Source organism: Altibacter sp. HG106 (assembly GCF_028561755.1).
Classification (GTDB): Bacteria; Bacteroidota; Bacteroidia; order Flavobacteriales; family Flavobacteriaceae; genus DFVG01.
In genome coordinates this window covers 31604-45279 of sequence record NZ_JAQQTD010000002.1, presented here as the reverse complement: position 1 = coordinate 45279, position 13676 = coordinate 31604, and the positions used below count along the sequence as shown (strand labels likewise).

At 44.9% G+C, this 13676-nt stretch carries 11 protein-coding genes; 6 read left to right on the top strand and 5 right to left on the bottom strand.

The annotated features are described in order from the left end of the window. Position 1: 1 nt before the first annotated feature. A complete protein-coding gene (locus PO830_RS02970; RefSeq protein WP_272852056.1) occupies positions 2-421 on the bottom strand; it encodes a YybH family protein in 420 nt (139 codons plus the stop codon). Next, on the bottom strand, positions 418-1917 hold the full coding sequence (locus PO830_RS02965; RefSeq protein WP_272852055.1) for an alpha/beta hydrolase family protein: 1500 nt from the start codon (positions 1915-1917) through the stop codon (positions 418-420). The genes PO830_RS02970 and PO830_RS02965 overlap by 4 nt, the downstream gene beginning before the upstream one ends. Positions 1918-2055: 138 nt before the next feature. On the opposite strand from PO830_RS02965, the gene PO830_RS02960 reads away from it, so the two are divergent. Both PO830_RS02960 and PO830_RS02955 read left to right on the top strand, forming a co-directional pair. Continuing rightward, positions 2056-2520 carry a DUF456 domain-containing protein gene (locus PO830_RS02960; RefSeq protein ID WP_272852054.1) on the top strand — a complete coding sequence of 155 codons (465 nt, stop codon included), beginning with the start codon at positions 2056-2058 and terminating at the stop codon, positions 2518-2520. 56 nt (positions 2521-2576) lie between these two features. Then, positions 2577-3740 carry a hypothetical protein gene (locus PO830_RS02955; RefSeq protein WP_272852053.1) on the top strand — a complete coding sequence of 388 codons (1164 nt, stop codon included), beginning with the start codon at positions 2577-2579 and terminating at the stop codon, positions 3738-3740. Positions 3741-3751: 11 nt separating this feature from the next. On the opposite strand, the gene PO830_RS02950 is transcribed toward PO830_RS02955, so the two are convergent. Further along, the gene (locus PO830_RS02950) at positions 3752-4312 is read right to left on the bottom strand and encodes a nitroreductase family protein (protein ID WP_272852052.1); all 561 of its coding nucleotides are present in this window, start codon (positions 4310-4312) and stop codon (positions 3752-3754) included. 114 nt (positions 4313-4426) lie between these two features. On the opposite strand from PO830_RS02950, the gene PO830_RS02945 reads away from it, so the two are divergent. From PO830_RS02945 to PO830_RS02930, 4 genes are read left to right on the top strand one after another with little or no spacing between them, the layout of a single operon-like run. After that, on the top strand, positions 4427-5113 hold the full coding sequence (locus PO830_RS02945; protein WP_272852051.1) for a TetR/AcrR family transcriptional regulator: 687 nt from the start codon (positions 4427-4429) through the stop codon (positions 5111-5113). Further along, positions 5106-6773: a peptidase domain-containing ABC transporter gene (locus PO830_RS02940; RefSeq protein ID WP_272852050.1), complete on the top strand. Its 1668-nt coding sequence runs from the start codon at positions 5106-5108 to the stop codon at positions 6771-6773. The genes PO830_RS02945 and PO830_RS02940 overlap by 8 nt, the downstream gene beginning before the upstream one ends. A gap of 2 nt (positions 6774-6775) precedes the next feature. After that, positions 6776-8122 carry an HlyD family secretion protein gene (locus tag PO830_RS02935; RefSeq protein ID WP_272852049.1) on the top strand — a complete coding sequence of 449 codons (1347 nt, stop codon included), beginning with the start codon at positions 6776-6778 and terminating at the stop codon, positions 8120-8122. Next, positions 8103-9527, top strand: a complete 1425-nt coding sequence (locus PO830_RS02930) for a TolC family protein (RefSeq protein WP_272852048.1) — start codon at positions 8103-8105, stop codon at positions 9525-9527. The genes PO830_RS02935 and PO830_RS02930 overlap by 20 nt, the downstream gene beginning before the upstream one ends. Here the strand turns inward: PO830_RS02930 and PO830_RS02925 are convergent. Together PO830_RS02925 and PO830_RS02920 are read right to left on the bottom strand one after the other, a co-directional pair. Further along, positions 9516-11459: a cytochrome-c peroxidase gene (locus PO830_RS02925; protein WP_272852047.1), complete on the bottom strand. Its 1944-nt coding sequence runs from the start codon at positions 11457-11459 to the stop codon at positions 9516-9518. The two genes, PO830_RS02930 and PO830_RS02925, sit on opposite strands and share 12 nt — an antisense overlap. 68 nt (positions 11460-11527) lie before the next feature. Further along, positions 11528-13375 carry an alkaline phosphatase PhoX gene (locus PO830_RS02920; RefSeq protein WP_272852046.1) on the bottom strand — a complete coding sequence of 616 codons (1848 nt, stop codon included), beginning with the start codon at positions 13373-13375 and terminating at the stop codon, positions 11528-11530. Between the last annotated feature and the right edge of the window lie 301 nt (positions 13376-13676).

Below are 13676 nucleotides of genomic sequence, written 5' to 3'. Positions count from 1 at the left end.
GCTATAAAGGTGAATAATGATCAATTTTAATTTTCCAGGAACCGTCTTCCTGTATCCATAAGAGGGTAAAGCGCACTACAGATTCTACTTCTTTTCCTTCGTACATAAAAGTGAGGTACGACACGCCCCGCTGTATCGCAATCTCCCCATACGGCAGGATTTCATTGTTTTCTAATCGCCATCTTACATGCCTTCCTTCCAACCCCTTCCAATAGTTAACCACCGCTTCGTTGCCTTCGATGAAGGTACGCGGACCGATAATGTGTGCTTCCGAACTGTAAAAGTTAGCAATGGCAGTAAGTTCCCCATTGTTATAGGCCGTTTCCATGGCGCGATTCTGAGTTAGGATTTCCTCCGCTACACTTTGTGCCTGTGCTACCAACGAAATACCGAGTAGCAGGATGAGAAGGGTTGTTTTCATGGTGTTCGTTTTAAAATTCCTATTTGTTGAAGCCATACCAGCTTATCGTCCAAATAGCCGTGACTGATTTCAAACTCTGGCGTCATAAACGAATGATTCGCCCGTGGATATTCTTCAATTCGATAGGGCACATTAGGGGCGATATGCTGTTTAAAATTCTGAAGGCTCGCCGAGGCATGAACTCGTTCGTCATTTTCACCATACTGTAAAAACACCGGACAGCCAATTTGAGAAAGGTCCCTCACAACGGTCCTATCGGTTAGATCTTCCGCGGAAGGCGCGGCCGGCACCAGTGTACTGTTTGGCGGCAAAAACATCCGTTCGTGACGGTCTCGGAAACTATTGGCTCGTGCTATAACGGATGTAGGTATATTGTTGTTTAAGATTCCGTCGTAATAATCATTCCACAGTGCTACTACAGCGTTGATGTCTGCTTCTGAAAGCCCCAAATTACGGTGGTATTGAGCGACCGCATACAGTTGGCCCTCGCGCATGCTCATGATGGGTGCGGCGGTCGCATTTACAAAGGCCATGTCGGGAAGGGCTCCTGCCATCATTAAGGCCAATCGCCCACCTTCACTGGGGCCGTGAACTCCGACGCGATTCGCGTCTACGTCCGGAAGGTTCTGCAAATAATGGTATAGCGCAATGTACTGTGCTTTTTTTTCTGAAAAGGTCTGCTGTCTAAAATTACCTTCGCCTTTCGACTTGCCATTGCCAGATTTATCAAAAATCATGGACACCAGTCCTTGGGCTGCAAAGTAGCGTGCCTCGTATTCGTAATTCTTCATGCCAACAGCACCTCCTCCCGGAAGGACTAAACATGCTGCTGCATCATGTGATTGTGGCGGGTAAAACACTTTGGCGAATAACGTATCACTACCAACGGGTATCCAATGTTCTTCTATTTTGATTGGAGGTAGTGATTGAAGCGTGCGCGACGTGTTATTTCGCAACTGAACCCTGTACATGCCATCTTGCGGATGAAATTCCCAAAGCGCTCCGGAAACCGTCCAAAGTAGCTGTTCTCCAATGGGCTTTAACGACATGGTTCGTTCAGAATAGGGCGACATCACATGTAGGTATCCGTTACCCGCATAGATAACCGTTCGTTGGCCGGTGCTGTCTTCGAACACCCCTTCGTAGGACGCCAAATCGGATTCTGCTAATGGAGGAAGCTGCTTCCATAAGGTGATCGATTGTTCTTGTCCGCTGTAGGTTATAGTTCCTTTACTTGGGGAGGTTACTGGTTCCCAACGAAGGTTCCAAGGGGCTCCTTTCCGAAGAAAAACAAATTTCGATGCGCCTTTGTTTTTTAGAGGGTAGCTAGCTTTGCCATCTACATAGGGAAATGAAACCAAGGTGTCTGCCTCACTCACCACGATTTTGATGTATTCATAGCTACCTCGATACATAACTTCTCCAACATAGGCTTGCCCTATCACGGTTGAAACCGAAAATATTCCAAAGAAACAGAACCATTGAAGTAGCCGCATGTTGTTGTATTCACTACAAATATAACTAAATATTTAGTTTAAACTAATTTTTTAGTTTAAATACTGTAACAGATACCTACTTTTGAATACTAATGACACAGTTTGGAGCTACTTTGCATTACCATAGGGTTTGTTTTGATGATCGTAGGAATAGCGGGCAGCATACTTCCCGTCATTCCGGGGACACCCATCAGCTGGGCGGGATTGATCGTACTCTATCTCGCACCTGCCCTGCCCTTTGATTGGGTATTTATTAGCGTTACCGGATTCGTCGCCATTGCGATCTACGTGTTGGATTACATCATTCCCGCGATGGGGACCAAGCGCTTTGGCGGAAGCAAAGCCGGGGCATGGGGAACGACCATCGGACTCATCATCGGGCTCTTTTTGCCTATTCCCTTTGGCATCTTAGTGGGTGCTTTTGCCGGAGCGTTTGTTGGTGAAATGGTGTTTAACGAAACCAACGGCCCCGATGCTGTTAAGGCTGCTTTTGGATCGTTTATAGGATTTCTCGCCTCTACTTTTATGAAGTTTTTTGCCACCCTGGTGTATCTTGGTCTCTTCTGCTATCAGGTCTGGAACCACCGCGAATTGCTTTTTTAAGTCCGTTGCGATGATGACAAGTTCAAAATCTTCCGATGTAGGGTAAAACAACCCTTATGAAACCTCTGCTCACCCTTCTATCTTTCACTTTCCTCGTTGCTAGTTGTATGAATTTTTCTTCGGAAGAAGAACCCTACGTTGAAGAATTCCAATCGTATGAAGATGCTGAAATATATGCTGATACTCCTTCCGAAGCGACTCCAACGAACTCGAAACGTATGGCTCAAAACAACACTCAAATAGTCTATAAAAACACCATTGACCCGAAAACCAACATGGTCACCGGGCGCGTACCCTTACCCCAATCGTGGAATTTTTCCGGCCCAAATAATGAAGGGTTATTTTTAGAAGGTCCTAATGGCATCAAAGTGTATCAAATGAAGTATCAGTCGTTTATGTACACCCAAGATCCTTATTACCAACAAATATACGCGCAAAGTGGAGCAAATCTTCGGCAAGATCTTAATGTACAGCAAATTCTGCAACAAGACATCATTCCGTCAATCACGCAACAAGGATACTCTCGTATCCGCAACTATCCTATTCCACAATTAGCCAAAGTGGATGAACAGTATTTTGCTCAATTGTACCAGGTAGCACCCTCACAAAAGAGTTTTGAAGTATTAGGGGCTGAATTCAACGCGCCGGATGGCAGTAAATCACTCCTGATCCTACAAAAGATGAGCAGTTTTTCTCAGGGCTTGCTCATGTGGGGATACAGCGGCTATATTTTGGACGCTCCAGCGTCTGAATTTGAATCGGCTAAAGAACACTTGATAAATGCCTTGCTAAACGTTCAGCACAATCCGCAGTACATTGCACAATACAATCAGCGTGAACGCCAAAAATCAAATGCGAGTTGGACAGCGCATAACAACCGAATGGCTGCTAATCAGCGTAGTTTCGATGCCACACAAAAAGCCTATCGGGAATCTACGAATGCCGTGAACGATGCCATGATGAGCACGTGGCGTTCTCAGAACGAATCATCAGACCGCATGCAATCCCAATTTGTAGACGGCATTTGGGAACAAAAGAACATGACCGATCCCAATTCTGGAAACACCTATAAAGTGCAAGAGGGCTATAATCAATACTGGAGCAACGGAAATAACGAATACATTGGTTCGAATGATGCGTACTACAATCCAAATACAGACACCTCTGTTAACAATCAAAATTGGCAACAATTAGACGCCACGGATGACGGCGGTTGGTAAGTTGATAAGTGCTAGTACCAGGTAGTTTTCTTCTCAATAGCGGTATGTCGGGTTCCTTCTTCCAAGGGCCCGTCGTATTTTCCCATATAGAAAAAACCTAAACATTGCTCTCCTTCGGCCATGGTCACGTGGGCATTCAAATGATTTCGAAGGCCGGGGGAACTCCAATAGGTACCAATACCCATTGCTGTAGCCAGTAACCACATGTTTTGAACAGCCATAGCAGTAGCGGCAACCTCCTCCCACTCGGGAACCGATTCGTTGGGATCTCGTTGCATGCAGATGGCAATTACGCAAGCCGACTGTACCGGCTTTTCGGCAATCTTTTTTTGCTTGATTTTTGAGAATTTCTCGGCGGTGGCTTCAAAGGTTCGCGCAAGAAAATCACTCAATCCCTTTCGTGAGGCTTCGGAATGAAACACCTTGAACCGCCAAGGCTCCGTACGCCGATGCGTAGGCGCCCAATTGGCCGCTTGCAGCAGTGTTTCTATTTCGCTTTTACTGATAGCTTCGCTATTGTATTGCACGGGAAAGACCGAACGACGATGCGCAATGAGTTGTGCTAGTTCCATACCTCAAATGTACCCGTAAAGACCTTAGAAATAATACGCATAGTTCCTAAAAATACGTTAATGTTCTTTACAATTAATAGTATTACTATTATTATTGCGCTTTAAATTACTATTATGCAAAGTTTGCTACGAAATTTCAAAGTGGTTATTCACGAGAGCTTGTATCTAAAAGATCCTGAAACCTCTGATTTAGGTAAAAACATCGTTGGAGAAAGTATTTTGTTGATTGACGAAATAGGATTCGAGAAATTTACCTTTAAGAAGTTAGGAAGTAGAATTGGAAGTAATGAAAGCTCTATTTATCGGTATTTCGAAAACAAACATAAATTGCTTCTGTATTTAACTTCGTGGTACTGGGCCTGGATGGAATACAAGTTGGTCTTTCGAACCGCCAACCTCAACGACACCCAGGAAGTGTTGCGCACAGCGATCGAAGTACTTTCCGAAGAAACCAAACAAGACTCCGATTTTTCACACGTTAACGAAAAGATTCTAAACGCGATTATTATCAGCGAGTTTTCCAAATCGTACCTCACCAAAGAAGTGGATAAAGAAAATAAAGAAGGGTGTTTTTCAATCTACAAGCGCTTGGTGGGACGTTTTGAAAACATCATCCAAAACGCACAACCCAACTATCCCTATGTGGAAAGTTTGGCAAGCATGGTTATTGAAGGGGTGTTGCACCAACACTATTTGAAACAGCATTTTCCTTCTCTAACGAGTTGTGATGAGACCACCATGCCCCATGAATTCTTTACCCACCTTGTGTTTTCAACCCTAAATCTGAGTACTCATGAATGATCCCGCCATCTCCCCCTGGAAACGCTTGGTGAATCTGCTGAAATTAGATCGAAAGGACATTCTCCAGATTATCTATTATGCTATTTTCGCCGGCCTTGTAAACTTGTCGCTTCCGCTAGGGATTCAAGCCATTATCAATTTGATTCAGGGAGCGGAAATTAGTACCTCCTGGATCATCCTGGTCGTACTTGTTACCCTGGGTGTAGCCTTCGTAGGAATCCTTCAGCTCATGCAGTTTCGAATCATTGAAAATGTACAGCAAAAGATCTTTACCCGTGCTTCCTTCGAATTTGCGTATCGCTTTCCGAAGATTAAAATGGAATCCTTTTCAACATACTATCCGCCAGAACTGGCCAACCGTTTTTTCGATACCGTCACCGTTCAGAAAGAAATCACCAAAATCCTACTGGATTTTCCCGCGGCCCTGCTGCAAATTATTTTCGGGCTTTTACTCTTATCCCTCTACCATCCCTTCTTTATAGTGTATGGGGTATTGTTGATTATCTTGATTTACCTGATCATTAAATTCACCGGAAAAAAGGGAATGGTAACTAGTCTCGAGGAAAGCACCCACAAATACCGTATCGCGCATTGGCTTCAAGAAATAGCCCGATCGGTAACCAGTTTTAAACTATCGGGAAAAACCAGTTTGGCCATGCGCAAGAATGATGCGTTGGTTACCCGATATCTCAGTGCTCGTGAGAGTCATTTTAAGGTATTGGTACTGCAGTTTATTCAATTAATCACATTCAAAGTGCTGGTGACCGCAGGATTATTATTGATCGGTGGAATTTTAGTACTCAATCAGGAAATGAATATTGGTCAGTTTGTCGCTGCTGAAATTATTATTCTTCTCATCATTAGTGCGGTAGAGAAGCTCATTCTACGACTCGAATCCTTTTACGACCTGCTTACTTCCTTAGAGAAATTAGGACAGGTAGTAGATAAGGAATTAGAGACACAGCAGGGGGCCCACCCCTTCCAAAACCAACACCGTTTTAGTTTAGAATTGGACGGTGTTTCCTATCATGCCCGGGATAACGGAGACCTACTTCTGGACAACGTGAGCATGAAGATTGATAGCCAAACACGTCTCCATATTTCAGGAGCTAGCGGTGCGGGGAAATCTACGCTGCTTCAGTTGATCTCTGGAATCTTAGATGCTTCCAAAGGCAATATTTACGTAAACGGACTCTCCATGAAAGGTATTTTGCCCAATGGGTATCGTGCCGGAATTGGACAATCGCTTTCAGAAGAAACTCCTTTTGAAGGTACAGTACTGGAAAATCTAACCTTTGGAGACCCCGAAATCTCTCAGGAGGACGTACAACACGCTATCACGGTAACGGGATTAACAGAGTTTGTCAAGAAGTTGCCGAAGGGTCTTGATACCGTAATCTATCCGGAAGGGAAAAAAATTCCCTTTACCGTGGCCAAAAAGATCGTATTGGCTCGAAGCATTGTCACCTCTCCAAAGTTACTACTGCTTAACGAACCGCTGGAGCAGTTGGAACCCCAGGAACAAGAGCGAATTATTGCCTATCTAACCGCTTCAGAGCGCCCGTGGAGCTTGGTGGTGGTGAGTCAGAATCCACTTTGGAAAAAATACTGCAACACCTTTGCTACGATGGCTAATGGACGTTTCAACTTAAACGCGTAATCATGTTAAACATTTCAAAATCAGGCAAACGCCCAGACGTAAATCTTACGGAATATTCCTCCGGCAGGATCGTATTTCACAAAAGGCACTACCAACATTTCAATAGGTTCTTGCTCTTATTCGCTGTGATTGCTCTCATTATCATTTTCCTACCCTGGACTCAAACCGTTACGGGTACAGGAAGTCTCACGACACTCACGCCCGAACAACGCCCTCAGACGATTCAATCGCCAATTCCCGGAAAGATCGAACAGTGGTACGTTCGGGAAGGTGATTTTGTGGCCAAGGGAGATACCATATTGCATATTTCAGAAGTTAAAAATGAATATTTCGACCCAAATCTGGTATCGCGAACAGGAGAACAGATCAACTCGAAAAGTCAGTCGGTAACCTCGTATAAAAACAAGGTGAAAGCGCTTGAGTTTCAAATTTCAGCACTAACTCAAGAACGTCAATTGAAACTAGAACAGGCAAAGAATAAGCTGGCGCAAGCGAAGCTTACCGTGAAAAGTGACAGCATCGACCTAGAAGCGGCCAAAACAAATCAGACCATTGCAGAACGACAGTTTGAACGAATAAACACTTTGCAGCAAGAGGGGTTAAAATCGCTGACCGAAGTTGAAGAAAGGCGTTTGAAACTGCAAGAAACGGCGGCGAAATTAGTTTCTCAAGAAAATAAGTTCTTGGCGAGCAAGAACGAAGTGATCAATGCACAGGTAGAGTTGAACAGAATTCAGGCCGAATACGCCGATAAGATCGCCAAGGCCCAAAGCGATAAGTTTACAGCCCAATCCAACCAGTTTGATACCGAAGCCCAGGTGAGTAAACTTCAAAACGATTATACCAATTACGAGATTCGAAGTAGCATGTACTACGTGCGGGCGCCGCAAAACGGATATATAAATAAAGCCATTCGCTCTGGGGTTGGGGAAACCTTCAAGGAAGGCGAGCAATTGGTAAGCATCATGCCATCGCAATACGAAAAGGCTGTGGAAACCTTTGTGGACCCTATCGACGTACCATTAATTCACCTAGGAGAAAAAATGCGAATCCGATTCGACGGTTGGCCCGCCATTGTTTTTAGCGGCTGGCCTAACCTTTCTTATGGAACCTACGGAGGAGAAGTGGTGGCCATTGAGAATTATATCTCTACCAATGGAAAATATCGGGTGCTACTAGCACCCGATTCGGACGATCACGAATGGCCCAAGGATCTTCGTATCGGAGGCGGGGCATTTACCTTAGCCTTATTAGAAGATGTTCCTATCTGGTATGAAGTGTGGCGCCAACTGAACGGATTTCCGCCCAACTTTTACACGCCCAATACGAATGAAACTGCACAAAAGTAAGAATATGATCCATCGGTTTTTTTGGTTGGTTTTGCTAGGGTTGGCCGGACCGCTCTCACTTGCTCAGGAACGAATCTTGACCTTCGAAGAATATATGGCACAGGTGAAGGCCTTTCATCCGGTGGTGAAGCAAGCTCAATTACAACTCGAAATGAGTGAAGCGTCCCTGTTGGAGGCACGTGGTGGCTTCGACCCAAAAATTGAAGTGGATTATGAAAACAAGGAATTCAAGAATACCGAGTATTATAACAACTTGAATTCGAGCTTTAAAATACCAACCTGGTACGGTATCGAGTTGAAAGCTTCCTGGGAGCAAAATTCAGGGCAGTTTCTCAATCCTCAGAACACGGTGCCGGAAGACGGACTCTACAGTGCGGGCGTACAACTATCCTTAAAAGACGGATTTTTGCTTACCAAGCGCATGGCCGCCGTTCGCAAGGCAAAATTATTTGTAGCGCAAACTCAAGCAGAGCGCGACTTGTTGGTGACCGCCATTTTGTACGATGCTGCCATAGCCTATGTCGAATGGCTTAAAGCTTATAAGGAGCGTAGCGTATATCAAACGTTTTTGGTGAATGCCGAAACTCGATTTCGCGGTATTCAGAGACAATCGGAAGTTGGCGCTCTCGCGGCCATTGATAGTACGGAGGCGAAAATCACCTATCAAAACCGACAATTATCACTAGAGGCCTCACAATTGGCCTATATAAAAGCCTCCCTGGAATTGGCAAACTACCTCTGGGTAGCCGACAACATTCCGGTTGAATTGCAGGAAGACATGGCGCCGGCTATGGTCACTTCCGAAGACATTGATCGCGTACTAACCCTGTCTGAAGTGGCGTTGAATGCTATGAATATTGATGCGCATCCAAAAATGATCTCGGCCCAACGGAAGGTAGATCAGTTACAACTAGATGCGCGCCTGAAGGCTAATTTGCTGTTGCCAGACGTTACCGCCTATTACAATTTTTTGACTCCGAATGGGGATCAATTGAATACCTTGAACACAGATAATCTCAAGGCAGGACTGCAACTCTCTGTCCCTATTTTTCTCCGGAAAGAACGCGGAGCCCTCAAATTAGCCCAAACCAAGGCAAGAGATGTAGCGTATGAGCTGTCGAATGAGCGGGTGCGACTTCAAAACAAATTGAATGCTAGGATCAACGCCATTACTTCGTACGAAACACAATTTCGACTCATTAATGATATCGTTCAAAACAGCCAAACCCTCTGGCAGGCAGAAACGCGAAAATTCGACTTAGGCGAAAGCTCTTTGTTTTTAGTCATTTCCCGAGAAAACAAATACATAGAAGCCCGCCTCAAAGAAATTGATCTTGAAAACAAATGGTTTCAAGCCAAAATGGAACTCTTCAAGACGCTGGCGCGCCCCGTGCTATCGCAGTAATTTCCGATCGTTATATTCAGGCTGCGAAAAATCACGCGGCAATTCCGGTAATGTATGTGTAGTCGTTTTGTCTGTTAGCGTTTTCATGAACGCGACGATGGCATCAATTTCAGCTTCAGAAAGGTCCAATGGGTCTGGCGCCAGGGTTTGATTTTCTAAAACCATCCCTCTTCCGGCACCTCCTCCTTCATTGTAAAATTCCATCACTTCCTCTAGCGAATCGTAAATACCATTGTGCATGTAGGGCGCGGTTTTGTCAATATTTCGTACCGTGGGCGTTTTAAAGGCATGTTTAAAAAACGGTGCTACTTCACGCATGGCGCCATTACCTAGCCGACCGATGTCACTATCCAACGTCAGCGGTTGATCTTTATGCGCAGGAACACCTAACACTTCGCTTTCCGACTCTGTATAAAGCGGAGGCACCGTTCCGGAGAATAAGGGCATAAAATGGCAGGTGGCACAGGCAGCCTTTCCGGTAAATAGATTAAAGCCACGCTCTTCTTGGGATGTTAACTCTGAGATCTTCCCTTGAAAGTAGGCATCGAGTTTGCTGTTAAACGCGTTCAATTGCATGACATACGCCGCCAATGCATAGTCAATTTGGTACGGGCGAATCATCGACTGCTTCGGAAAAGCAGCTTGGAAGTTGGCTTGATAGGTGGGACTCAACTTTAGTTTCTCAATGATCTTCTGATAGTCGGTATTAAATTCTTCCTTGCTCAGGATAACATGTTCAAACTGATCTTCCAAACGTTTGGTTCGCATGTCGTGAAAATATCCGGAAGCATAGACCGAATAGTTCAGGGTCATCGCATTTCGTGCTAAGGTACCTCCCCGATTGTTGGCACTTTTCGGAAGTCCGTCTGTAAACGCTTTTTCCGGAGCGTGACAGCTCGCACACGACATCCGATTGTTGGTGGAAAGTATGGGGTCGTGAAAAAGTTTTTTCCCCAGCGCAGCCAAGGCGTCAAATTGGGCCTCCGGATCGATGCTTACGTAATAGAATTCGTTCAGAAAATCGGGCGCGAAGAGATGAGCTGCTTCCGAATTAACCGCCAATGGAAAGCGAGAAACTTCTTGAATGGTCTCATACTGCAAGGCGGTGTGAATGTCTTTGATGGTTTTATAAATGGGGTTGGCCACTTCTTTGATGAAGCGTAATCGATTAAACGTGTTGAAGGAGGTATTTTGTGTGCGTTCGATGCCTATCGAATAAAGGGTTGTCAACTTTTCTAATAACTCCGGCCGATCCATCTGCTTTAGCTCCTCTTCATAATATTTAAAATACGATTGTAGGGATTGCAGCACTACGTTGCTATCTTCCACCCCCTGTAGCGTGCCGGGAGTGTCAAAGCCAGTAATACCCAGTGTGGTGAGGCGCAGTATCGCCTGTCGAGAGGCTTCTAAGAATTGACGATCGTTAATCTTTTGGGTTCGAACAAAAGCTGCTAATCGCGTTGCCTGTATACGTAAGGTGTGCGCTTGTATTGAAAGTTCTTGTAGGGTTGCTTCGGAAAAGGGCGCTGCCATGAGCTCGTCGATTACCTGTAACCCTTTCGGTTCCAGAATGGCAAAGTCGGATACTTTGGGTTCCAGTTTTGGCAATGGGGCGCCATTTAAGAATTTATCATAGGCTTCCTTATCGAGGTATTCCAATAGGAATGAAACCGTTTTAAACCGATCGCGAAGCTTTCGATACGCTGGCTCGAGCTCCGCTTGAGATGCTCTGCCCTGTTGAATCTCCGTTACAAGTTCTTCAAACTGTTCTGTGGCTTCCGTAAACCTGGTGAGATCTTCTCGGTAGTCCCTATTAATATGCCCTATGGCTTTATCGACATAGCTTCGTTTTGGGACCGAAGGTTTACTCGCCAGCATGAGAAATGCACTCAACAAAATACTGCCAAAAAGAAATATAGTATCGCTTCGCATAGTAGAAAGTTATTATGTAGAAAACCGGGCCCTGCTAGGTACCCGGCTTTCTGTGAATATGAAAAAAATTACTTAACTAGCAGTTTCTTAGTATCTCCCTCGTTGGTTTTCAATAAATACGTTCCGGTTTGTAGCCCTGAAATATCAATGGATTTTACATTTCTATAGACAGCTACTCTTTTCCCGGTGATATCGTACATGGCGACATCGGTAACCTTGTTGAAATAAACGATACGCTCTGTAGGATTTGGATAGATAATAAAACCTTCCGTATTCTCATCAAACTCAGGTGCAGCTAAGGTATCAATCGCTCCTGAATCATCAAATCCGGTGATGGCGAACGTAAGTGAATTGTTGTATGGAAACGGGTTAGATCCATCAGGGTGTTGCGAATTTACTAACACCGACTTCCCATCAGCCGTGGCACAGGCTCCGGTAATTTCGGCGCCACGCGGCGTTTGTGTCAAGCGGATCAAATCGTCTACGGTAGGATTGGTCGTTTCCATATCCAAAATGTACATTTCGCACATTCTGTCATCAGGATATTCCAATGGTGTTCTTCCGAAGGACGTACCGTTCAAATCTTCATTGATCAACATATAGGTTTTATCCTCGCCGGCTACATTCACATACAGCATGTTTAAACCATCAGGATTTGAAAGGTGCTTTGATGGGTAGTTGGCAAGCGGCGGACTCGCAGCGAAGTATGGGCCTCCTTCTACAAAAATAGTAACGTCTCCTGTGGCTGGGTCGTATTCAAGGATACGCCCATAGTAATCCCAATAATCGGCATCATCGGGACCTGAAACGCCCTGATCGGCAGCACGCTGAATGTGGTGCGGCGCAAATACCGCTCCGGCAGCCAATTCATCAGACCAGTTTCCCGCAGGGTTATCACGACCGGTTTCAGTCATATACACTTTTCCTGTAGTCTTGTCGATGGTCACCCATTCCAAACGGTTGAACATGGTCGCTCCCGAAGACACGGCTTCCGAGCTAAAGTTCAACATCTTATTAAAATCATCGTTGTTTATTTCTACCCAAGGATCTCCCGGCTCGTCGTGCTTGTACACATAGGTAGTTCCTACGGTGAAATCGCCCGCTACATCAGCAACGAATTTGGTAAAGAATCCAGGTGTTGCGTCAGCACCCATATAAACAGTTTGATTGTCGTTAGCGATTGTTCCCCCTTCAAAAGGTTGACGCCCCCAGTTGTATTGCTTACGCACCGCTTTAGAAGCACGTGGGTCGATCTCTACCATCCAGTTAAAGTTTTGATACTTCGGAATGGTTTGAAAGTTCGCCATTTCAAATTCGGTATATTTAATGGTGTAGGCAGTAGTATCACGCACTCCGTTTCCAGAATCATAAATACTGGCGTTATCACTTCGGAACCACTCTTCCGCAGTCCAAATACGTCCGTCTACGTTAGAGTTGATTCCACCACAGTTCATTCCGGTTTCCCCAACGTTAGAAAAATCTACGTTGAAGAAATCTCCTGAACGTCCATCGCTTAAATTTTGAGGGATGACATACAGTTCATCACTCACGGGATCACGCCCTAATAAGAAGGTGGTCATGCCACCGCCGTCACCTAATTTGTCATCAGCCAGGATCATTTCGTGATTTACGGAGGCCCATCCAATGGCATTGGGGTCATCCACACAATCTTCGGCCGTCAAAGGAGTGAAGCCAATAAAGTCGTGCCACTGCTTGGCAGGAACCGCTTCATTGATTCCGGTTTGCACCATATCCTCTCCTCCTACAAATAAGATTTGAAATTGAAAGGGAGAAGGAGGAATGACCACTTCCGTAGCTTCCCAGTCGGTTTCCACAACGCGTGTGGGAAACACACTTTGCGCCATCATTGAAAAGCTAATGGCCAGCATGCTTACTAAAAGTACTTGTCGTTTCATTGTTTTGTTTTTTTGATGTTTTGATTCGAATTAAAAGACACCTAAAACTAAAATCACCGTGTTATGAAACTTTGAACTGGAGTTGAACGAACCGTTAGTCGAACGTTAAGACTTATCTTGATTTGTTAGGATAATGAAATGCGGCGGGACCGATAATTCAAGATTTAGTAACCCCGGTATCGTGGGACGATTTCCTACAGAATGTTCGGAAGCCTTTGGTAGGTATGACAGGCTGAACTATATCAAGTCATGCCAAATCATCCTTAACATATCCATCCCAACTTATTTAGACCTCCTCTAA

Excerpts from the sequence above, each read along its gene's own strand:
- PO830_RS02970 (WP_272852056.1), bottom strand. The coding sequence starts at position 421 with ATGAAAACAACCCTTCTCATCCTGCTACTCGGTATTTCGTTGGTAGCA.
- PO830_RS02965 (WP_272852055.1), bottom strand. The coding sequence starts at position 1,917 with ATGCGGCTACTTCAATGGTTCTGTTTCTTTGGAATATTTTCGGTTTCA.
- PO830_RS02960 (WP_272852054.1), top strand. The coding sequence starts at position 2,056 with ATGATCGTAGGAATAGCGGGCAGCATACTTCCCGTCATTCCGGGGACA.
- PO830_RS02955 (WP_272852053.1), top strand. The coding sequence starts at position 2,577 with ATGAAACCTCTGCTCACCCTTCTATCTTTCACTTTCCTCGTTGCTAGT.
- PO830_RS02950 (WP_272852052.1), bottom strand. The coding sequence starts at position 4,312 with ATGGAACTAGCACAACTCATTGCGCATCGTCGTTCGGTCTTTCCCGTG.
- PO830_RS02945 (WP_272852051.1), top strand. The coding sequence starts at position 4,427 with ATGCAAAGTTTGCTACGAAATTTCAAAGTGGTTATTCACGAGAGCTTG.
- PO830_RS02940 (WP_272852050.1), top strand. The coding sequence starts at position 5,106 with ATGAATGATCCCGCCATCTCCCCCTGGAAACGCTTGGTGAATCTGCTG.
- PO830_RS02935 (WP_272852049.1), top strand. The coding sequence starts at position 6,776 with ATGTTAAACATTTCAAAATCAGGCAAACGCCCAGACGTAAATCTTACG.
- PO830_RS02930 (WP_272852048.1), top strand. The coding sequence starts at position 8,103 with ATGAAACTGCACAAAAGTAAGAATATGATCCATCGGTTTTTTTGGTTG.
- PO830_RS02925 (WP_272852047.1), bottom strand. The coding sequence starts at position 11,459 with ATGCGAAGCGATACTATATTTCTTTTTGGCAGTATTTTGTTGAGTGCA.
- PO830_RS02920 (WP_272852046.1), bottom strand. The coding sequence starts at position 13,375 with ATGAAACGACAAGTACTTTTAGTAAGCATGCTGGCCATTAGCTTTTCA.